The sequence below is a fragment of the Micromonospora sp. NPDC049060 genome (assembly GCF_040649055.1).
GTDB classification, from domain to species: Bacteria; Actinomycetota; Actinomycetes; order Mycobacteriales; family Micromonosporaceae; genus Micromonospora; species Micromonospora reichwaldensis.
The window spans coordinates 50714-73243 of record NZ_JBEZEV010000025.1 but is presented as its reverse complement, the minus strand read 5'-3'; the positions used below and the strand labels follow the sequence as shown (position 1 = coordinate 73243).

Annotated in this window: 5 protein-coding genes; 1 reads left to right on the top strand and 4 read right to left on the bottom strand. The window is 75.1% G+C overall.

Features of this window, described 5'->3' with window-relative positions; all coding sequences use genetic code 11:
• Positions 1-13309, bottom strand: a 13309-nt coding sequence (locus tag AB0B83_RS12930) for a type I polyketide synthase (RefSeq protein ID WP_357578316.1), incomplete at its 3' end; no start/stop codon positions are given.
• 44 nt (positions 13310-13353) lie between these two features.
• Positions 13354-18909 (bottom strand): type I polyketide synthase, encoded by a 5556-nt coding sequence (locus AB0B83_RS12925; protein WP_357578315.1) that lies wholly within the window; start codon positions 18907-18909, stop codon positions 13354-13356.
• A gap of 284 nt (positions 18910-19193) precedes the next feature.
• Here AB0B83_RS12925 and AB0B83_RS12920 point away from each other — a divergent pair, with 284 nt between their 5' ends.
• On the top strand, positions 19194-19955 hold the full coding sequence (locus AB0B83_RS12920; RefSeq protein WP_151454782.1) for an alpha/beta fold hydrolase: 762 nt from the start codon (positions 19194-19196) through the stop codon (positions 19953-19955).
• A 68-nt stretch (positions 19956-20023) separates the two neighbouring features.
• Here AB0B83_RS12920 and AB0B83_RS12915 read toward each other — a convergent pair whose 3' ends face one another.
• Complete coding sequence (locus AB0B83_RS12915; RefSeq protein WP_132240759.1) at positions 20024-20911, bottom strand: class I SAM-dependent methyltransferase; 888 nt, start codon at positions 20909-20911, stop codon at positions 20024-20026.
• A gap of 29 nt (positions 20912-20940) precedes the next feature.
• Positions 20941-22512, bottom strand: coding sequence for a bifunctional 3-(3-hydroxy-phenyl)propionate/3-hydroxycinnamic acid hydroxylase (locus tag AB0B83_RS12910; RefSeq protein ID WP_357578314.1), 1572 nt, complete (start codon positions 22510-22512; stop codon positions 20941-20943).
• Positions 22513-22530 lie beyond the last annotated feature (18 nt).

Below are 22530 nucleotides of genomic sequence, written 5' to 3'. Positions count from 1 at the left end.
CCCCATCCAACAACCCCGGCAAATCCACCAAACCACCCCACCGCAACGGCACCTCCAAACCCACCACCCGACCCAAACCCCACACCGCAGCACCCACCACGTCGGTCAGGGGCTCCGCGTCGTCCACGGAGACCGCCCCACGGGTGAGCCACCACAGCCGCCCCTGGACCTCCGTGGTGGCCAGCGCCTGCGCCACCGCCAGCGCCTCGACCACGCCCGCTCCGGCCAGCGACAGCAGCGAGACCAGCCCGGCGACCGGCTGCCCGGCCTCCACCGCTGCGGCCAGTCGGCGCGCGATCTCGTCCCGGTCCAGCGCGTCCAGCACCACCGGCACCACCTCGGCGCCCCGCTCCGCAAGCCCGGCCAGCAACGGGTGGTCCTCCTGGCCGGGGACCATCAGCACCAGCCAGGAGCCGGTCAGGTTCTCGTTCCCGGTCACGTCCTGGCGTCGCCACACCACGCGGTAGCGCCAGGAATCCACCGTCGACCGCTGCTGTGCGGCCCGCCGCCACTGTGCGAGCTTCGGCAGGACCGCGCTGAACGGTTCGTCCGCGCCGACGCCCAGCTCGCCGCCGACCAGGTCGGGGTCGCCGGACTCCACGGCCGCCCAGAACCGCCCGTCGAGAGCCTCGCCGTGCGCGTCCCGGCGGGCCACGGGCGCCGCCTCGGGCCAGTACCAGGTGTGGTCGAAGGCGTACGTGGGCAGGTCGACCACGCCCGGCCGGGCACCGACCTGGCCGTGGTAGGCAGCCCAGTCGACAGGCACACGCGCCACCCACAACTGCCCCAACGCCGCCGTCACCGCGGCGACCTCCGACTGGTCCCGCCGCGACGCCGGAACCCGCCGCACCCCCGCATCCGCGACGATCTCCGCCACCATCGCCGTCAACGTCGCATCCGGCCCCACCTCCAGGAAGGTGTCCACCCCCAGCGCCCGCAACGCCACCACACCATCGGCGAACCGCACCGGCTGCCGCACGTGCCGCACCCAGTACTCCGGATCCGCCAGCTCCAACGGGTCCGCCACGGCACCCGTCACGTTCGACACCACCGCGACGCGCGGCACCCGCCAGTCGAGCCCCGCCACCACCGACCGGAACTCGTCGAGCATCGGCTCCATCAGGCGCGAGTGGAACGCGTGACTGACCGCCAGTTCCTTGACCCGCCAACCCCGCTCACGGCAGGCCGCCACCACCGAGGCCACCTCATCGGCGGCACCCGACACCACCACCGACGCCGGGCCGTTGACCGCCGCGATGTCCACCGCCGCACCGCTCACGCCGATCAGCTCGGCGACAGCCTCCTCCGACGCACCCACCGCCGCCATCACCCCACCGGCCGGCAACGCCTGCATCAACCGACCCCGCGCCGCCACCAGCGCGCACGCATCCGCCAGCGACAACATCCCCGACACGTACGCCGCCGTCACCTCACCGATCGAGTGACCCGCCAGGAAGTCCGCCCGCACACCCCACGACGAGAGCAACTCCCACAACGCCACCTCGACCGCGAACAGCCCCGACTGCGCGAAGACGGTCTGGTCCAGCAGAGCCCCATCGGCGGTACCCGGGTCGGCGAACACCACCTCGCGCAGCGCACGTGGCAGGTGCGGATCGATCTCCGCGCACACCTCGTCGAAGGACGCCGCGAAGACCGGGAACGCGTCATACAGCTCGCGGCCCATGCCCACGCGCTGCGAACCCTGACCCGTGAACAACACCGCCCGGCGACCCGCCGACACCACACCCGACACCGCCGGCCCGCCCTCGGCGACAGCCGACAGACCGGCGACCAGCTCGTCGACGTCCGAGCCCCACACCACCGCCCGGTGCTCCAACGCCGCCCGGGTCGTCGCCAACGACCACGACACATCCGCCGGCGACAGGGACCGGTCCCGCACGAACGACGCCAACCGCCCCGCCTGACCAGCCAGACCCCGCTCGGAGCGCCCCGACACCACCCACGGCACCGGCAGACCCACGGGCGCGGGAACCGGCAGCCCGTCCGCCGGTCCGCCCCGGTCGGTCTCGCCGCCCTGCTCCGCACCCGAGGGGCGGACGGACTCCGCCGCCGCCACCGGCTCCGCAGCCGACGCGGCCACAGCCCCCAGCACCGGCTGCGAGTCGGGCTCCGCCGCCAACTCCGGCTGCTCGATGATCACGTGCGCGTTCGTGCCGGAGATGCCGAACGAGGAGACACCCGCCCGCCGGGGACGGCCCGCGCCCGGCCACGCCCGCGACTCCGTCACCAACTCCACAGAACCGGAGGCCCAGTCCACATGCGACGAAGGCGCGTCCACGTGCAGCGTCGCCGGCACCACACCCGCCCGCATCGCCAAGATCATCTTGATGATCCCGGCCACCCCCGCAGCCGCCTGCGTGTGACCGAGGTTCGACTTCACCGACCCCAACAACAACGGCACATCCCGACCCTGCCCATACGTCGCCAACAACGCCTGAGCCTCAATCGGATCACCCAACGACGTACCCGTACCGTGCGCCTCCACCACATCCACGTCAGCCGTGGACAGACCCGCAGACGCCAGGGCCTGCCGGATCACCCGCTGCTGCGACGGACCATTCGGCGCCGTCAACCCGTTCGACGCACCATCCTGGTTCACCGCCGTGCCCCGTACCACCGCCAGGATCCGGCGCCCGTCACGCCGCGCGTCCGACAGCCGCTGCACCACGAGCACGCCGACGCCCTCGCCCCACGCGGTGCCGTCCGCCGACTCGGCGAAGGCCTTGCAGCGGCCGTCCGCCGACAGCCCGCCCTGGCGGGAGAACTCGATGAAGGCACCCGGGGTGGCCATCACGGTGACGCCGCCGGCCAGGGCCAGGTCGCACTCGCCCGACCGCAGGGCCTGCGCCGCCAGGTGCAACGCCACCAGCGACGACGAACACGCCGTGTCCACAGTCACCGCCGGGCCCTCGAACCCGAACGAGTACGCCACCCGACCCGACAACACGCTCGCGGAGGCGCCGGTCGCGCCGAATCCGGCGAGTGCCTCCCCGGCCTGGCGTACGACGGTCTCGTAGTCCTGTCCGTTCGTGCCGGCGAACACCCCGACCCGGTCGCCGCGCAGCGCGAGGGGCTCGATCCGGGCGTCCTCGAACGCCTCCCAGGCGACCTCCAGCAGCAGCCGCTGCTGCGGGTCCATGGCCAGCGCCTCGCGCGGCGAGATGCCGAAGAACTCCGCGTCGAAGCCACCCGCGTCGGCCAGGAAGGCCCCGCGCGAGACGTAGGAGTCGGTTCCGGCCAGGGACTCCAGGTCCCAGTGCCGGTTGGTCGGGAAGTCCGACATCGCGTCGGCGCCGGCGGTCAGCAGGGCCCAGAGCCCCTCCGGGGACTCGGCTCCGGCCGGGAAACGGCAGCCCATGCCGACGATGACGATCGGGTCGTCGCCCACGACGGGGCCGGTGGCGGCGGGGACGGGCAGCGCCTGCCCGCCGAGCAGCTCGGCGTGGATGTGGCCGGCCAGGGCCGCCGAGTTCGGGTAGTCGAAGGCGAGCGTGGTCGGCAGCGCGAGGCCGGTCGCCGCGTCGAGCCGGTTGCGCAGCTCGACCGCCGCCAGCGACGTGAAGCCGAGGTCCTGGAAGGCCCGGTCCGGCGCCACCCGCTCGGCGGACTCGTGGCCCAGGACGGCCGCGACCTCGGCACGCACGAGGTCGCCGAGGGCGCGCAGCTGCTCCGCACCGGACATTCCCGCCAGGCGGAGGCGCAGGTCGGCCGCCGGCACGGGGGCGTCGGCCGCCCCCGCCGCGCCGGCCTCGGCCAGCAGGTCGCGGACCAGCGGGTGCGGGCGCCGACCGCCGGCGGCGGCCACCCGGGCCCAGTCGATGTCGGCCACCACGAGGTACGTCTCGTCGCGGTCCAACGCCCGGGTGAGGGCGCGTACGGCCGTCCCCGGTGCCATCGCGCCGAAGCCGGTGCGGCTCAGCCGCTGCTCGAACTCACCGGCGCTCACCCCGCCGTCGGCCCACAGGCCCCAGGCGAGCGAGGTCGCCGGCAGCCCCTCCGCGCGACGCCGCTGCGCCAGCGCGTCGAGGAAGGCGTTGCCCGGCGCGTAGGTGGTCTGCCCGGCGGCGCCCATGAGGCCGGCGAGGGAGGAGAAGAGGACGAAGGCGGAGAGGTCGGTGCCCCGGGTCAGCTCGTCCAGGTTGCGCGCGGCGTCGACCTTCGCCCGCAGGGCGGTGGCCAGTTGGTCGACGCTCACGGCGTCGACGACGTTGTCGTCGAGGGCGGCTGCGGTGTGCACGACGGCGCTCAGCGGAAGCTCGGCGGGGATCGAGTCGAGCAGCGCCGCGAGCGCGGCCCGGTCGGCCACGTCGCAGGACGCGAGGGTGACCCGGGTGCCGAGCCCGGCGAGTTCCTCGGCGAGGGCGGTCGCGCCGGGCGCCTCGCCACCCCGCCGGCTGACCAGCAGGAGGTGTTCGGCTCCTTCGGCGGCCAGCGTGCGGGCGACGTGTCCCCCGAGCGCCCCGGTGCCGCCGGTGATCAGCACCGTGCCGCGCGGCGTCCAGGAACGGCGCGCACCGGTGTCGCCGTACGTCGCGCGAACGAGCCGGCGGGCGTGGCCGCCGGTGCCGCGCAGGGCGACCTCGTCCTCCTGACCGGTGCCGGCGATCAGCGTCCGGAGCATGCGCACGACGCCCTGTTCGGGCTGCTCGGGGACGTCGACGAGCCCGCCCCACCGGTGCGGGTGCTCGGCGCGCAGCACGCTGCCGAAGCCCCACGCCATGGCCTGCACGGGGTCGACGTGCCGGTCCCGGGACCCGACGGAGACCGCGCCGCGGGTGACGATCCAGAGCCGGGCGGTGATCCCGGTGTCCCCGAGCGCCTGCGCGAGCGCGACCGTGCCGGCGAGGCCCGTCGGCACGGAGGCGGCGCCGGCGTACGGCCGGGTGTCGAGGGCGAGCAGGGAGAGTACGGGCAGCACGTCCCCGTCGCGGCCGGTCGACGCCTCGGCGAGGTCGTGGGCGAGCCGCTTGCGGTCGCACGCGGCGTCGACCTCGACGATCCGCCCGCCGGCGGCGCCGAGGGCGGCGGCCCAGTCCGTCACGGCCGCGTCGGCGTCGGCCGGTACGACGAGCAGGAAGTCGGTCGCCTCGGCGCGGGCGGCGTCGTCAGTGAGCGGCTGCCAGGCCACCCGGTAGCGCCAGGAGTCGAGGGCCGCTTCGGCGTCCCGGCGGCGTCGCCAGGTGGACAGCGCCGGCAGCACGTCCGCGAGCGGGGCGTCGGCGTCGACGGCCAGGCTCTCGGCGAGGGTCGTCAGGTCCTCCGCCTCGATCGCCCGCCAGAAGTCCTCGTCGGCGGCGGTACGCCGGGCGGCGGGGGGACGGTAGGACCGCGTCGCGGCATTGATCCAGTAACGTCGATGATCGAAGGCGTACGTGGGCAGGTCGACCACACCTGGCCGGGCGCCGGTCTGGCCGTGGTAGGCAGCCCAGTCGACAGGCACACCCGCCACCCACAACTGCCCCAACGCCGCCGTCACCGCGGCGACCTCCGACTGGTCCCGCCGCGACGCCGGAACCCGCCGCACCCCCGCATCCGCGACGATCTCCGCCACCATCGCCGTCAACGTCGCATCCGGGCCGACCTCCAGGAAGGTGTCCACCCCCTGCGCCCGCAACGCCGCCACACCGTCGGCGAAGCGCACCGGCTGCCGCACGTGCCGCACCCAGTAACCGGGATCGGTGATCTCAGCGGCGTCCGCGACCGCGCCGGTCACGTTCGACACGATCGGCACCCGCGGCGCCCGCCAGTCCAGCCCCGCCACCACCGACGCGAACTCCTCAAGCATCGGCTCCATCAACCGCGAATGGAACGCGTGGCTGACCGCCAGTTCCTTCGTCCGCCAGCCCCGCTCACGACAGGCCGCCACCACCGAGGCCACCTCAGCGGCGGCGCCCGAGACGACCACCGACGCGGGGCCGTTGACCGCCGCGACGTCGACTGACGCTCCCGCAGCGTCGATGATCTCCCGCACCGCGGTCTCGGGCGCGCCGACCGCCGCCATGACGCCGCCGGCGGGCAGCGCCTGCATCAACCGGCCCCGCGCCGCCACCAGCGTGCACGCGTCCGCCAGGGACAGCATCCCCGACACGTACGCGGCGGTCACCTCACCGATCGAGTGGCCCGCCAGGTAGTCCGCCCGCACACCCCACGACGAGAGCAGCTCCCACAACGCCACCTCGACCGCGAACAGCCCCGACTGCGCGAACACGGTCTGATCCAACAGAGCAGCAGTCTCCGAACCCGCCTCCGCGAACACCACCTCGCCCAGCGCACGCGGCAGGTGCGGATCGATCTCCGCGCACACCGCGTCGAACGACGCCGCGAAGACCGGGAACGCGTCATACAGCTCCCGGCCCATGCCCACGCGCTGCGAACCCTGACCCGTGAACAACACCGCCCGGCGACCCGCCGACACCACACCCGACGACCGGCCCTCGGCAACCGCCGACAGGCCGGCGACCAGCTCGTCGACGTCCGAGCCCCACACCACCGCCCGGTGCTCCAGCGCGGCCCGGGTCGTCGCCAACGACCACGACACGTCCACCGGCGACAGGCCACGATCGCGCACGAACGACGCCAACCGCGCCGCCTGACCCGCCAGGCCCTGCTCGGAGCGCCCCGACACCATCCACGGCACCGGCAACCCGACGGCTGCGGCAGACGCCGCGGCGGGCTCCGGCTCCGCCTGTTCGATGATCACGTGCGCGTTCGTGCCGGAGATGCCGAACGACGACACGGCCGCCCTGCGCGCGCGGCCCGCACCCGGCCACTCGCGCGCCTGGGTCACCAGCTCCACGGCGCCCGACGCCCAGTCCACGTGCGACGAGGGCTCGTCCACGTGCAGCGTCGCCGGCACGGTCCCGTACCGCATGGCCATGATCATCTTGATGACGCCCGCCACCCCGGCGGCGGCCTGCGTGTGGCCGATGTTCGACTTCACCGACCCCAGGAGCAGCGCGTCCCGGTCGTCGCGGTCCTGCCCGTACGTGGCGAGCAGCGCCTGGGCCTCGATGGGGTCGCCCAGCGTCGTGCCCGTGCCGTGCGCCTCCACGACGTCGACGTCGGCGACGCCCAGCCGGGCGTTCGCGAGGGCCTGGCGGATCACCCGCTGCTGCGAGGGGCCGTTCGGCGCCGTCAACCCGTTCGACGCGCCGTCCTGGTTGACGGCCGTGCCCCGCACCACCGCCAGGATCCGGCGCCCGTCGCGCCGCGCGTCCGACAGCCGCTGCACCAGCAGCACGCCGACGCCCTCGGACCAGCCCGTGCCGTCCGCCGCGTCGGAGAACGACTTGCACCGGCCGTCGGGGGCCATGCCCCGCTGCCGGGAGAAGTCGATGAACGTCTCCGGGGTCGCCATCACGGTGACGCCGCCGGCCAGGGCGAGGTCGCATTCGCCCGACCGCAGGGCCTGCACCGCCAGGTGCAACGCCACAAGCGACGACGAACACGCCGTGTCCACCGTCACCGCCGGCCCCTCGAAGCCGAACGAGTACGCCACCCGGCCCGACAGCACGCTGCTGGCGGTGCCGACGCCGAGGTAGCCGTCGAGGGCCTCCGGAACGTCGGCCAGCCCGGCGGCGTGGTTGTGGTACATCATGCCGGCGAACACGCCGACGGGGCGGCCCCGCAGCGCGAGCGGGTCGATCCGGGCGTCCTCGATGGCCTCCCACGCGGTCTCCAGCAGCAGCCGCTGCTGCGGGTCCATGGCGAGCGCCTCGTGCGGCGAGATCTTGAACAGGGTGGCGTCGAAGTCGCCGGCGTCGGCCAGGAAGCCGCCCTCGCGGGCGTAGCTGCTGCCCCGGCGCGCGCCGGACGGGTCGTACAGGTCGTCGACGTCCCAGCCCCGGTCGGCGGGGAAGCCGGTGATGCCGTCCCCACCGGCCACGAGGAGGTCCCACAGCTGCTCGGGGCTGCGTACGCCGCCGGGGTAGCGGCAGCTCATGCCGACGATCGCGATCGGCTCGTCGAGCGCCGCGACGGCGGCGACCGGGGCCGGCGGCGCACCGGCGGCGGTCCCGGTCTCGGCGTCCAGGTGCTCGGCCAGGGTGAGCGGGGTCGGGTGGTCGAAGACCAGGGTCGCCGGCAGGCGCAGGCCGGTCACCGCGCCCAGCCGGTTGCGCAGCTCGACGGCGGTCAGCGAGTCGAAGCCCAGCTCGGTGAACGGGCGTCCGGCCTCGACGGCGGCGGCGTCGGCGTACCCCAGCACCGCCGCGACCTGGTCGAGGACGAGCCGCAGCAGGGCCGCGGCGCGCTCGTCGCGGTCGAGCCCGGCCAGCCGTTCGGTCAGGGCGGCGGTCTCCGCCGGGCCCGACCGCGCGGCGCGACGCCGGGGCGCGCGGACCAGGCCGCGCAGGACCGACGGCAGGGTGCCCGCCTCGGCCTGGGCGCGCAGCGCCGGGCCGTCCAGCGCCATCGGCACCGTCGTGGGCAGGCCGGTGAGCAGGGCGGCGTCGAGCAGGGCGAGGCCGTCCTCCTGAGGAAGCGGCCGTACGCCGGCGCGGGCCAGCCGGTCGGTGTCGGTGCGGTCGAGGCCGGCGGTCATGCCGCCGCCCGACTCGACCCACGGTCCCCAGGCCAGGGAGTGTGCGGGGAGGCCCGCGGCCCGCCGCCGGTGCGCGAGCGCGTCCAGGAAGGCGTTGGCCGCCGCGTAGTTGGCCTGGCCCGGGCTGCCGGTCACGCCCGCCGCCGACGAGTAGGTGACGAAGAGCGCGAGGCCGTGCTCGGCGGTCAGCTCGTGCAAATGCGCGGCGGCATCCACCTTCGGCCGGAGCACCTCGTCGAGGGACTCGGCGGTGAGCGAGGTCAGGGTGCGGTCGGCCAGTACGCCGGCGGTGTGCACCACGCCGGTCAGCGGGTGCGCCGGGTCGATCCGGTCGAGCAGCGCGGCGAGGGCGTCGGGGTCGGCGGCGTCGCACGCCTCGACCGTCGCGGTGGCGCCCAGGTCGGCGAGGTCGGCGAGCAGGTCGGCGGCGCCGGCCGCGGCGGGCCCGCGCCTGTTGGTCAGCACCAGGTGGCGGACCCCGTGCCGGGCGACGAGGTGGCGGGCGACGAGCGCGCCCAGGGCGCCGGTGCCGCCGGTGACGAGCACCGTGCCGTCCGGGTCCAGCGCCGGCGCCGGCGCGTCGGGTTCCGGGGCGGCGACGAGCCGGGGCACCCGGACCACGCCGTCGCGCACGGCCGCCTGCGGCTCGTCGGCCGACAGCAGGCCGGCGAGGGCGGACGCGGAGCTCTCCTCGTCGTCGAGGTCGACGACCAGGAACCGGCCGGGGTGCTCGGCCTGGGCGGACCGGAGCAGGCCCCACACGGCGGCGCCGGCCAGGTCGGCGACGTCCGCGTCGTCGTCCACGGCGACCGCGCCGCGGGTGAGGACCACCAGCCGGGACCCGCCGGTGTGGCGCTCGGCGGCGAGCCAGCCCTGGAGCACGGCGAGGACCTCGGCGAGCAGGTCGTGGACCGGGCCGGGGCCGGTCGCGGCGGCGCCGGCCACCGGGTACAGCACGACGTCGGGCACCCCCGCGTGGCAGAGCGCGTCGAGGTCGGCGTGCCGGTCGGCGGTCACGCCGGCCGGCAGCGGCGCGGGGCGGTCGCCGAGCACCGCCCAGGTCGTGCCGTCGGGCGCGCCCACGCCGCCGGCGTGCCGGGGCCAGTCGAGGCGGAACAGCGAGCGACGCCACGGGGACCCGCCGGAGGTGAGTTCCCCTGCCGGCAGGGGCCGCAGCACCAGGGAGCCGACCCGGGCGACGGGTTCGCCGGCGGCGTCCGCGACCAGCATGGCCACCGTGTCCGCGCCGGTGGGGGTCAGCCGTACCCGCAGCGTGTCCGCGCCGTGGGCGGACAGCGTCACGTCCGACCAGGCGAACGGCAGCCGGGCCTCGCCGGGGTCGACGATGCCGAGCCCGACCGCCTGCACGGCGGCGTCGAGCAGGGCCGGGTGCAGCCCGTACGCGCCGGCGTCGTCGGCCGCCGGCTCGGGCAGCGCCACCTCGGCGTACACGTCGGTGCCGGCCCGCCAGGCGGCGCGCAGCCCCTGGAAGGCGGGGCCGTACGCGAACCCGGCCCGCGCCGCCCGCCCGGTCAGCTCCGACACGTCGAGGGCGGTGGCGCCGGTCGGCGGCCAGTCCGCCAGCGTGGCGCCGCCGTCCCCGTGCGCCGGGGCGAGCAGGCCGGTGGCATGCCGGACCCACAGGTCGTCGGTGCCGGAGCGGCGGGCGTGGACGGTCACCTGCCACGCCTCGCCGCCGGCACGCTCGGCGGCCACCTGCACGTCGACGCCGCCGGTCTCCGGCAGCACCAGCGGCGCCTGGAGGGTCAGCTCGGCGAGCCGGTCGGCGCCGACCTCCGCGCCGGCGCGCAGCGCCAGCTCCACGAACCCGGTTCCGGGGAAGAGCACCACGTCGCGTACGGCGTGCTCGGCCAGCCAGGGCTGGCTCTCCACCGACAGCCGGCCGGTGAGCGTCACCTCGTCGCCGTCGGCCGAGCGGAACACCGCGCCGAGCAGCGGGTGGCCGGTCGGGGTCAGTCCGGCGGCGGTCACGTCGGCGGCCTGCGGCAGGGGCAGCAGCCAGTAGCGCTCGCGCTGGAACGCGTACGTGGGCAGGTCGACCGGCGCGGGCGGGCCGTCGAACAGGGCCGCCCAGTCCACCGGCACGCCCCGGGCCCAGACGGTGGCCGCGGCGGCCAGCGCCGTCGCCGCCTCGTCGTGTTCGGCGCGCAGCATCGGGGCGCACACCGCCTGGTCCGCGCCGACGATCTCCTGGGTCAGCGCGGAGAGCACCCCGCCCGGCCCCACCTCGACGTACGCGCCCACCCCGAGTTCACGCAGGGTCGCCACGGCGGCCTCGAAGCGGACGGTGTCGCGGACGTTGCGCAGCCAGTACGCCGGGGAGCGCACCTCGTCGGGGTCGAGCACCGCGCCCGTCACGGTGGAGACCACGGGGATCCGGGGCGCGGCGAAGGTCAACTGCCCGAGCACGTCGCCGAACGCGTCGAGCATCGGGTCCATCCGGGCGGAGTGGAACGCATGGCTGACCCGCAGCCGCTTCGTGCTGCGGCCGAGGGCCGCGAAGTGCGCGGCGACCGCCAGCACGGCGTCCTCGTCGCCGGAGACGACGACGGACTCCGGGCCGTTGACGGCGGCCAGCCCGGCGCCGGCCGCCTCGCCGGCGGTGTCCAGGTGCTGGCGTACCTCCGCCTCGGTGGCGCGGATCGACACCATCGCCCCGCCGGTGGGCAGGGCCTGCATCAGGGTGCCCCGGGCGGCGACCAGCCGGGCGGCGTCGGGCAGCGACAGCACGCCGGCGACGTGCGCGGCGGCCACCTCGCCGACCGAGTGGCCGGCCACGAAGTCCGGCACGACGCCCCACGACTCGGCGAGCCGGTAGGCCGCCACCTCGACGGCGAACAGCGCCGCCTGGGCGTAGCCGGTGCGGTCGAGCACCTCGGCGGGACCGTCGAGCACGGCGCGCAGCGGCCGGTCGAGGTGCCTGTCCAGCTCGGCGCAGGCGGCGTCGAAGGCCGCGGCGAAGACCGGGAACGCCGCGTACAACTGGCGGCCCATGCCGACGCGCTGGGCGCCCTGCCCGGTGCAGAGCACGGCGACGCGGGTGGGGCTGGCGACCCCGCGCCGCACGGACGCCGCCGGGACGCCGTCGGCGAGCGCGCCGAGCCCGGCGACCAGCTCGTCCCGGTCGGCCCCGAGCACCACCGCCCGGTGTTCGAGGACGGACCGGCCGGTGGCCAGGGCCCGGCCCACGGCGGCCGGCGCGGCGTCGGGGTGCTCGGCGAGCCAGGAGCGCAGCCGGTCGGCCTGGGCGCCGAGCGCGGCGGCGCTGCGCGCGGAGACGACCCACGGCAGCGGGTCGGGCCCGGCGACGGCGTCGCTGCCGGCGGCCGGCTGCGGCGCGGGCGGGGCGGCCTCGACGATGACGTGGGCGTTGGTGCCGCTGACGCCGAAGGAGGAGACGCCGGCCCGCAGGGGCCGGGAGCCACGCGGCCACGGGCGCGGCTCGCGGAGCAGGCTCACCGCGCCGGCCGACCAGTCGACGTGCGGGGACGGCTCGTCGACGTGCAGGGTCCGCGGCAGGACGCCGTGGCGCATCGCCATGACCATCTTGATCACGCCGGCGACGCCGGCCGCGGCCTGGGTGTGCCCGAGGTTGGACTTGATCGAGCCGAGCCAGAGGGGCTGGTCCTCGGCCCGGTCCCGGCCGTACGTGGCGAGCAGCGCCTGCGCCTCGATGGGGTCGCCGAGGCGGGTGCCGGTGCCGTGGGCCTCCACCGCGTCCACGTCGGCCGGGGAGAGCCGGGCGTTCGCGAGGGCCTGGCGGATCACCCGCTGCTGCGACGGGCCGTGCGGCGCGGTGAGGCCGTTGGAGGCGCCGTCCTGGTTGACGGCCGTGCCACGTACGACGGCGAGCACCGGGTGGCCGTTGCGCTGGGCGTCGGAGAGGCGCTCCAGCAGCAGCAGGCCGGCGCCCTCGCTCCAGCCGGTGCCGTCAGCGGCGGCGGCGAAGGACTTGCAGCGCCCGTCCGGGGACAGGCCGCGCTGGCGGCTGAAGCCGACGAACGTGTCGGGGCTGGACATGACGGTGACGCCGCCGGCCAGCGCGAGCGTGCACTCGCCGGAGCGCAGGGCCTGCACGGCGAGGTGCATCGCCACCAGCGAGGACGAGCAGGCGGTGTCGACGGTCACCGCCGGGCCCTCGAACCCGAAGGTGTACGCGATCCGGCCGGAGACGACGCTGCCGTGGTTGCCGGTGCCGACGAACGCCTCGACCTCCTCCGGCACGCCGTTGAGGCGGGAGACGTAGTCGTGGTACATGACGCCGGTGAAGACGCCGGTGCGGCTGCCCTTGAGCGAGTCGGCGGCGATGCCGGCCCGCTCGACCGCCTCCCAGGCGACCTCGAGCAGCAGCCGCTGCTGCGGGTCCATCGCCAGCGCCTCGCGCGGCGAGATGCCGAAGAACCCGCCGTCGAACTCGCCGGCGTCGTGCAGGAAGCCGCCCTCGCGGGTGTACGACTTGCCGTGCGCGTCCGGGTCGGGGTCGTAGAGGTTCTCCACGTCCCAGCCCCGGTCCGCCGGGAACGGCGTGACGGCGTCGACGCCGGACTCGACCAGCCGCCACAGGGCCTCGGGGGTCCGCACCCCGCCCGGGTAGCGGCAGCCCATCCCCACGATCGCGATCGGCTCGTGGTTCTGCTCGTCGACGGCCCTCAGGCGTTCGCTGGTCTCGTGCAGGTCAGCGGTGACGCGCTTGAGGTACTCGCGGAGCTTGGCTTCGTTCGCCATCGGGTTGATCACCTGTCGCTAAGGGGCAAGCGGCGGACTCGTGGTCAGGATCGGCCGAACTTCTGGTCGATGAAGTCGAACAGCTCGTCGTCCGAGGCCTCGTCGAGGGCCTGGCTGACGTCGGCCGGCCGATCGGTGGCGTCGCTCCACCTGGTGACCAGCGCCCGGAGGCGGACCGCCACGGCGGTGCGCGTCTCCTCGTCGCCGGCCAGTCGTTCCAGCTCCTCCGGCTCGGTCGCGGCGAACGCGGCCTCCAGCCGGTCCAGCTCGGCCAGCAGGCCCGCTTCCGGCGCCGGCGGGGCGGCGTCGACAAGCAGGAAGTCGGCGAGGGCGGCGGGCGTGGGGCAGTCGAAGATCAGGCTCGCCGGCAGCCGGATCCCGGTGAGGGCGGTCAGCCGGTTGCGCAGCTCCACCGCCGTCAGCGAGTCGAAGCCGAGGCCGGTGAACGTCTGCCCGGAGGGCACGACGGTGGCCGGCGGGTAGCCGAGCACCTCGATGACCTGCGCCTTGACCAGGTCCTCCACCAGCCGGCCACGCTCCGCCTCGGGCGTGCCGGCCAGGCGCTGCGCGAAGGACGGTCCGCCGCCGTCGCCGCCGCCGGCGACGGCGCGCCGCCGGGCCCGGACCAGGCCGCGCAGCGGCGCCGGGAGCTGGCCGGCGTCGGCCTGGCGGCGCAGCGCGGCGGGGTCGAGCAGCGCCGGCACCAGGTGGGGGCGGCCGCCGCGCAGGCTGGCGTCGAAGAGGCGCAGCGCCAGGTCGGTGTCGAGCGGGCTGAGGCCGTTGCGGCTCATCCGCTGCCGCTGGGCGGCGTCGAGGGCGCCGGTCATCCCGCTGTCGGCGGCCCAGAGGCCCCAGGCCAGGGAGGTGGCGGCGAGGCCCGCGGCGCGCCGGTGCTGGGCGAGGCCGTCCAGGAACGCGTTCGCGGCGGCGTAGTTGCCCTGCCCGGGGCCGCCGAGGACGCCGGCGACCGACGAGAAGAGGACGAACATCGCCAGGTTCCGCCCCCGGGTCAGCTCGTGCAGGTGCCAGGCGGCGTCGGCCTTGGCGGAGAGCACGGCGGACATCCGCTCGGGGGTCAGCGCCGAGATCACCGCGTCGTCGAGGACGCCGGCGGCGTGGACGACGCCGGTGAGCGGGTGCTCGGCGGGGACGTCGGCCAGCAGTGCGGCGAGGGAGTCCCGGTCCGCCACGTCGCCGGCCGCCAGCCGGACCTGCGCGCCCAGCGCGGTCAGCTCGGTCAGCAGCTCCGTCGCGCCGGGGGCGTCCGATCCGCGCCGGCTGACGAGCAGCAGCCGGCGCACCTTGTGCGTGCTGACCAGGTGCCGGGCCAGCAGGCCGCCGAGGGCGCCGGTGGCCCCGGTGACCAGGACCGTCCCGTCGGGGTCGAGGTCGGCGCCCAGCGCCGGGTCGAGGACGGCGGGCGTGAGCCGGGGTGCCAGCACCCGCACGTCCCGGACCGCCAGCTGGGGTTCGCCGGTGGCGACCGCGCGGGCCACCAGGTCCACCGTGCCGGGCTCCGCTCGCCGCGCCTCGTCGAGGTCCACCAGCACGAAGCGGCCGGGGTGTTCCGCCTGGGCCGAGCGCAGCAGGCCCCAGACCGCCGCGCCGGCCAGGTCGGTCGTGCGGCCGGTGTCGCCGGCGGGGACGGCCCCCCGGGTCAGCACGACCAGTTGCCGCTCCGCCAGCCGGTCGTCGGCGAGCCAGCCCTGCACGGCGGTCAGCACGGCGGCGAGCCGGGCCCGGGTGGCGGCGGGGACCGGGGCGCGCTCGTCGTCGGCGTACGCGGCGAGCAGCACCAGCTCCGTGTCGAGCAGGCCGACGTCGACCGCGTCGGCCAGCTCGGCGAGCCCGTACCGGGCGAGTGCCGCCAGGTCGGACGGGGCGTCGCCGAGGAGCACCGCGCCAGCGGTCGCCGGGGAGCCCGCCGGGACGCTCTGCCAGGCGACGTCGTACAGGGAGTCGACGCCCGCGTCGGCGCCGCGTACCTGCTCGGCGGTCACGGGGCGGGAGACCAGGGTGCCGATCCGGGCGACGGGGGCGCCGGCCGGGTCGGCCAGGGTCAGGGTGACCCCGCCGCCGCTGCGCCGGGCGCGTACCCGCAGCGTGGTCGCGCCGACCGCCGAGAGGGTGACGCCGGTCCAGGCGAAGGGCAGGCGTACGCCGGACGCCTCCTGGTCGGCGTCGAGCAGGCCGACGACGTGCAGGGCCGCGTCCAGCAGTGCGGGGTGGATGCCGAAGCCGGTGACCTCGGTGCCGTCGGGCACCGCCACCTCGGCGCAGACCTCGTCGTCGGTACGCCAGACGGCGCGCAGGCCACGGAAGAGCGGGCCGTACTCGACGCCCAGGCGGGACAGCTCGGTGTAGACCTCGTCGACCGCGACGACGGTGCCGGACGTAGGCGGCCAGGGCGCCGGCTCGACCCCGTCGGGCTGAGGTGCGGCGGGTGCGAGGACGCCCGCCGCGTGGCGGTCCCACTCCCCGTCCGGGTCGGCGGCGGCCCGCGAGTGGATGGTGACCGGCCGGCGTCCCTCCTCGTCCGCCGTGCCCAGCTTCACCTGCACCGACCGGGCGTCCTGCCCGGTGAGCGCCAGCGGCGCCTCCAGGGTCAGCTCGTCGAGGGTGTCGCAGCCGACCTGCGCGCCCGCGTGCAGGACCATCTCGACCAGGGCGGCGCCGGGCACCACGACCGAGTCCCAGACGACGTGCTCGGCGAGCCACGGGTGGGTACGCGCGGAGAGTTCGGTGCCGAAGAGCCGCACGTCGTCGTCGGCCACGCGTACGGCGGCGCCGAGCAGCGCGTGGTCGACGGGGCGGACGCCGAGCCCGGGCGCGCCCGCGCCGCCGGCGGTGGTGTTGAGCCAGTAGCGCTGGTGGTCGAAGGCGTACGTGGGCAGGGCGACCGTGCGGGGGCGGGCCCCGGCAGCGGTGAGGTAGCCGGTCCAGTCGACGTGGCCGCCGGTGACGTACCGCTCGGCGAGGGCGGTGCGCAGCGTGTCGGGCTCGGGGTGGCTGGCTCGCAGCGTGGCGGTGAACCGGACGTCGCCGGTCGCCTCGACGCACTCCTGGGCCATCGCGGTGAGCACGGCGTCGGGGCCGACCTCCAGGAAGTGCGTCACGTCCTGCTCGTGCAGGGTCCGTACGGCGTCAGCGAAGCGCACGGGCTGCCGCACGTGCCGCACCCAGTAGTCGGGATCGGTGATCTCTGCGGCGTCCGCCACCGCGCCGGTCACGTTCGACACGATCGGGATCCTCGGCTGCTGCCAGTCCAGCCCCGCCACCACCGACCGGAACTCGTCGAGCATCGGCTCCATCAGGCGCGAGTGGAACGCGTGACTGACCGCGAGGTCCTTCGTCCGCCAGCCCCGCTCACGGGCGGCCGCCACCACCGGGGCCACCTCGTCGGCGGCGCCCGAGACCACCACCGACGCCGGACCGTTGACCGCCGCCATGTCCACCGCCGCGCCTGACGCGCCGATCAGCTCGGCGACAGCCTCCTCCGACGCGCCGACGGCCGCCATCACGCCGCCGGCCGGCAGCGCCTGCATCAACCTGCCCCGCGCCGCCACCAGCGCGCACGCGTCCGCCAGCGACAACATCCCCGACACGTACGCCGCCGTCACCTCACCGATCGAGTGACCCGCCAGGAAGTCCGCCCGCACACCCCACGACGAGAGCAACTCCCACAACGCCACCTCGACCGCGAACAACCCCGCCTGCGCGAACACGGTCTGATCCAGCAACGCGGCGTCGGCCGAACCCGCCTCCGCGAACACCACCTCGCCCAGCGCACGCGGCAGGTGCGGATCGATCTCCGCGCACACCGCGTCGAACGACGCCGCGAAGACCGGGAACGCGTCATACAGCTCCCGGCCCATGCCGGCGCGCTGCGAACCCTGACCCGTGAACAACACCGCCCGGCGACCCGCCGACACCACACCCGACACCGCCGGCCCGCCCTCGGCGACAGCCGACAGGCCGGCAACCAGCTCGTCCACCGACGAGCCCCACACCACCGCCCGGTGCTCCAACGCCGCCCGGGTCGTCGCCAACGACCACGACACGTCCGCCACCGCAAGATCGGACCGGGACCGCACGAACGACGCCAACCGCCCCGCCTGACCCGCCAGAGCACGCTCGGAGCGACCCGAGACCACCCACGGCACCGGCAACCCCGGGGGGCCCGCCGCCGGTTCCGCCTCGATCCCGGGATCGGTCTCGGGCTCCGGCTGCTCCAGGATCACGTGCGCGTTCGTGCCGGAGATGCCGAACGACGACACGCCCGCCCGCCGGGGACGTTCCACCGCCGGCCACTCACGCGTCCGCGTCACCAGCTCCACGGCACCGGACGCCCAGTCCACGTGCGACGACGGCGCGTCCACGTGCAGCGTCGCCGGCACCACACCCGCCCGCATCGCCGAGATCATCTTGATGATCCCGGCCACCCCGGCAGCCGCCTGCGTGTGACCGAGGTTCGACTTCACCGACCCCAGCAACAACGGCACATCCCGACCCTGCCCGTACGTCGCCAACAACGCCTGAGCCTCGATCGGGTCGCCCAGCGTCGTGCCGGTGCCGTGCGCCTCCACCACGTCCACGTCGGCCGTGGACAGACCCGCGCTCGCGAGGGCCTGCCGGATCACCCGCTGCTGGGAGGGGCCGTTCGGCGCCGTCAACCCGTTCGACGCGCCGTCCTGGTTCACCGCCGTGCCGCGTACCACCGCCAGGATCCGGCGGCCGTCGCGTTGCGCGTCCGACAGCCGCTGCACCAGCAGCATTCCGACGCCCTCGGCGAGGGCCGTGCCGTCCGCCGCGTCGGCGAACGCCCGGCACCGGGCCACCGGGGAGAGGTTGCCCTGCCGGGTGAAGTCGACGAACACCGCCGGGGTGGGCATCACCGTCACGCCGCCGGCCAGGGCCAGGTCGCACTCGCCCGACCGCAGCGCCTGCACCGCCAGGTGCAACGCCACAAGCGACGACGAACACGCCGTGTCGACCGTCACCGCCGGCCCCTCGAACCCGAACGAGTACGCCACCCGACCCGAGGCGATGCTGCCCGCGTTGCCGAGACCCAGGTAGTCCTCGACGCCCGCCGGCGGGGTCTCCGGCGGGTGGGCGTACCCGCTGTGGGTCATGCCGGCGAAGACCCCGACCCGGGCGCCCTTCAGGCTGGTGGGGTCGATGCCCGCCGACTCGACGGCCTCCCACGAGGTCTCCAGCAGCAGCCGCTGCTGCGGGTCCATGGCGAGGGCCTCGCGCGGCGAGACGCCGAACAGCCGAGGGTCGAACTCGGCGGCGTCGGGCACGAAGCCGCCCTCGCGTACCGAGGAGGTGCCCGGCCGGGACCGCTCGGGGTCGTAGAGCGCGTCCAGGTCCCAGCCCCGGTCGGTGGGGAAGGAGGCGATGGCGTCGCCGCCGGCCGCGACGAGGTCCCACAGCTCCTCGGCCGTGCGTACGCCGCCCGGGAACCGGCAGCCGGTGCCGACGATCGCGATGGGCTGCTGCGCATCGGCCTCGACGTCACGGAGCCGTTGCCGGGTCCGCCGCAGGTCGGCGGTGACTCTCTTCAGGTACTCCCGGAGCTTGTCTTCGGTGTCCATCAACCCAGCCCATCGCGATTCACGGCGGAGACTCGACGTAAGCGACGGTACGAATGCGCAGAAGTCTCAGGCGACACCTGTATCTGTCGTTCGGCTCGCTCGGCCGAGAGCCACGCAGATCCCCATCTGCGGGGAGAAGTTATTGGGTGTGCGCGAGCGCGGACAACCCCTAACCAGGCAACGGGCCAGCTAGGGGTGTCCGGTCCCCACCCGTCGCACTAGCGTCGCCTCGACCGGGTCCGTGCAGATCCGGTCGGGAAACGCAGCCGCTGGAAGGACCGCCAAGGATGACCACGCCAAATACCGACAACGGCTTGTGGGTGCGACGCTTCCACCCGGCTCCGGGTGGCGCCAGGCGGTTGGTGTGCCTGCCCCACGCCGGCGGATCGGCCAGTTTCTACTTCCCCGTCTCCCGCAGCCTCTCCCCCGCCGTCGAGGTGCTGTCGATCCAGTACCCGGGCCGGCAGGACCGCCGCCACGAGAAGTGCATCGGTGACATCCACCAGCTCGCGCGGGAGGTCTTCACCGTGCTGCGGCCGTGGCTGGACGAGCCGGTGGCCATCTTCGGGCACAGCATGGGGGCCAGCGTCGGCTTCGAACTCGCCCGGCTGATCGAGCAGGACGGCGGTACGGCGGCGCACCTGTTCGCGTCCGGACGCCGCGCGCCGTCGCAGGCGCGGCACGAGACGGTGCACCTGCTCGACGACGAGGGCCTGCTGGCCGACGTCCGGAAGCTCAGCGGCACCAACTCCGCCGTCCTCGGGGACCCGGAGATGCTGCGGGCCGCGCTGCCGGCGATCCGCAGCGACTACCGGGCGGCGGAGACCTACACCTACCGGCCGGGTCCGCCGCTGAGCTGCCCGATCACCGTCTTCACCGGCGACGACGACCCGAAGACGACGGTCGAGGAGGCCCGGGCCTGGTCGACCCACACCACCGGGCCGTTCGACCTGAAGGTCTACCCGGGCGGGCATTTCTTCCTGGCCGAGCACCAGCCGGCGGTCCTGCGGGCCATCTCGACGGCCCTGACCGCGGCGCCCGCCGTCTGATCCCACGGACGAGGGGCCCGTCCACCGGTGTCACGACCGGTCGGCGGGCCCCTCGTCCGTGCGGGGCGTCACCGCTTGTGGCCGACCGCGATCACGTAGTCGAGCTGCGCCATCTCGCGCTTCATGAGGTCCTGGTTCTTCCAGTGCGCGGCCATGCTCTTGCGCACGGCGGGCTTGACGACGGCGCGGAACTCGGGGTCGTTGGTCCGTCCCGCCATGTACGCCCGCCAGCCCTCCCAGGTGCGCTCCTTGATCGAGTGCACCTCCGGGTTGGCGAAGCCGGCCTCGACCAGCTCCTGCCGGTACGTGTCCCGGTCGTGCCAGTTCTCCTTCGGGATGCTGAACTTGACGAAGCTCAGCGGGCCGGACTGGATGGCCGCGCGGACGACGTCCCCGCTGACCGGGATGATGTCGGCCGTGGCCAGCACGCCACCCGGGCGCAGCACCCGCAGCGCCTCGGCGAAGAACGCGCTGCGCGGGTAGAAGTGGAAGGCAGACTCCAGGGCGACGACCCGGTCGAAGGTGTTGTCCTCGAAGGGCAGTTCGGTGGCGCTGCCCAGCCGGAAGTCGGTGCGGTCCGCGAGGCCCTCCTCCTGCGCCCGGCGCTGCGCCGCCTCGACGTGGTGCGGGGTGATGTTGAGCCCGTACACCTTGGCGACCCGGCGCTCGCGCAGCCACTTGAAGTCCTGGTCGGCGTAGCCGAAGCCCACGTCGAGGACGGTGTCGTCCGGCTTGAGCCCGGCGGCGTCGGCCAGCTTGTCGGCCAGCGCCTCGGCGGCCGTGTCGAGGTCGGTGACGCCGTCCTCCCAGTAGCCCACGTTCATGTAGTGCGTGCGGCGGGCCGCGAACTCGACGTCGGGCGACTGGATCTCGTAGAAGCGCCGGACCCGGGTGATGGGGTCGGCGGTGAAGACCGTGCGGATCGCCCGGCCGGCGATCTTCAGGTTCTCGAACATGTGGGTTCCTTCCGAGGGGTGGATGCCGATCAGCCGCGCCGGACCTGCTGGCGCAGGTCCTCGACGAGCGCGGGTACACCGGCCGGGTCGGCTGCCGTGCCGAAGACGTAGAAGTCGGGCCGGACGAGCACCGCGACGGCGTCGTACCGCTTGAGGTGGGACAGGTACACGTCGTCGAGGTCGAAGGCGGTCGGCGCGGCGCCGGGCCCGGGGGCGGGCGCGCCGGCGGGGACGACCCGGACGACCCGGGCGTCGAGCGAGTCCAGGAAGGCCCGGGCGTCCGCGTCGAGCAGGTCGTCGGGGTCCTCGGCGCAGACCAGGACGAAGCCGGTGCCGACGACCTCGTCGAAGAGGCCGGCGCGACCGTCGACCTCGACGCGGCCCTGCGGCATCGGCACGCCCGCGCCGGCCGCCGGGGCCTCGGCCGTACGGGCGTGCAGGACCCCGCCGGCCAGGGGTTCCAGCAGGGAACGGGTACGCGGCCGGGAGGTGCGCCGGCGCAGTTCGGCGAGCATGACGGCGTCCCGGCCGGCGGCGGCGGTGCGGTCGGTCTCGCAGATCACCGTGCCCGAGTCCATGGACATCCGGATGGCGTGCTGCACGTGCGCGCAGCGCTCCTCCTGGTAGGTGTCCAGCAGCGCCTCGTCGGCCAGGCCGCGGTGCACCAGGTCGAGCTTCCAGGCGAGGTTGAGGGCGTCGCGGAAACCCGAGCTCATGCCCTGCCCCATGAACGGCGGCATCACGTGCGCCGCGTCGCCGGCGATCAGGATCCGGCCGGAGCGCCAGCGGTCGGCCGAACAGGCCTGGGTGGTGTAGACGCCGTACCGTTCCAGGGTCGCGTTGTCGGGCGTGATGTCGAAGAGGCCGAGCAGCCGCCACACGCTCTCGACGGTCTCGAACTCCTCCCGGCTCTCCCCCGGCACCCGCATGAACTCCCACCGCCGGTGCCCCGGGCCGGCCGACACGGCCGTGCGGGGGCGCGCCGGGTCGCAGACCTGGAGGTTGTTCGGCTTGAACTCGCGGGCCTCGTGCGGCACGACGTCGCAGACCAGCCAGTCGTACGTGAAGCCAAGGTCGGTGACGCCGCTGCCCAGGTGTTCCCGGACGAAGCTGTTGGCCCCGTCGCAGCCGACGACCCAGCGGGCCGCGCGGACCTCCTCGCCCTCCGGGCCGGCGATGGTGACCTCGACCCGATCGTCGTGCTCGACCAGGCCGGTCACCTGGTGCGGGCGCAGCACCGTCACGCCCGGCAGCTCCGCTCCCCGCTCGGCGAGCAGCGCCTCCAGCCCGGGCTGGTAGAAGGAGACCGAGTCGGGCCAGCCCATCGGGCCGTCGCCGGTCACCTTGACGTGCAGCAGGGTCCGGCCGAAGCCGTTCTTGAAGGTGTACTCGCCCGACGACTCCACCACCGGTCCGAGCCGGTCGGCGACCCCGGCGGCGGCCAGGATGCGGCTCGCCTCCCCGTCGTACGAGACCGCACGCGGGAAGTTGTACGGGGTGGCCCAGCGCTCGACCGCCGTGACGGTGAGCCCGCGCTGCGCCAGCAGGATCGAGAGCATCTCACCGACGGGGCCGTAGCCCACGATCAGGACGTCGGTCATCAGCATCGGTATCGGTTC

Excerpts from the sequence above, each read along its gene's own strand:
- AB0B83_RS12915 (WP_132240759.1), bottom strand. The coding sequence starts at position 20,911 with ATGTTCGAGAACCTGAAGATCGCCGGCCGGGCGATCCGCACGGTCTTC.
- AB0B83_RS12920 (WP_151454782.1), top strand. The coding sequence starts at position 19,194 with ATGACCACGCCAAATACCGACAACGGCTTGTGGGTGCGACGCTTCCAC.
- AB0B83_RS12910 (WP_357578314.1), bottom strand. The coding sequence starts at position 22,512 with ATGACCGACGTCCTGATCGTGGGCTACGGCCCCGTCGGTGAGATGCTC.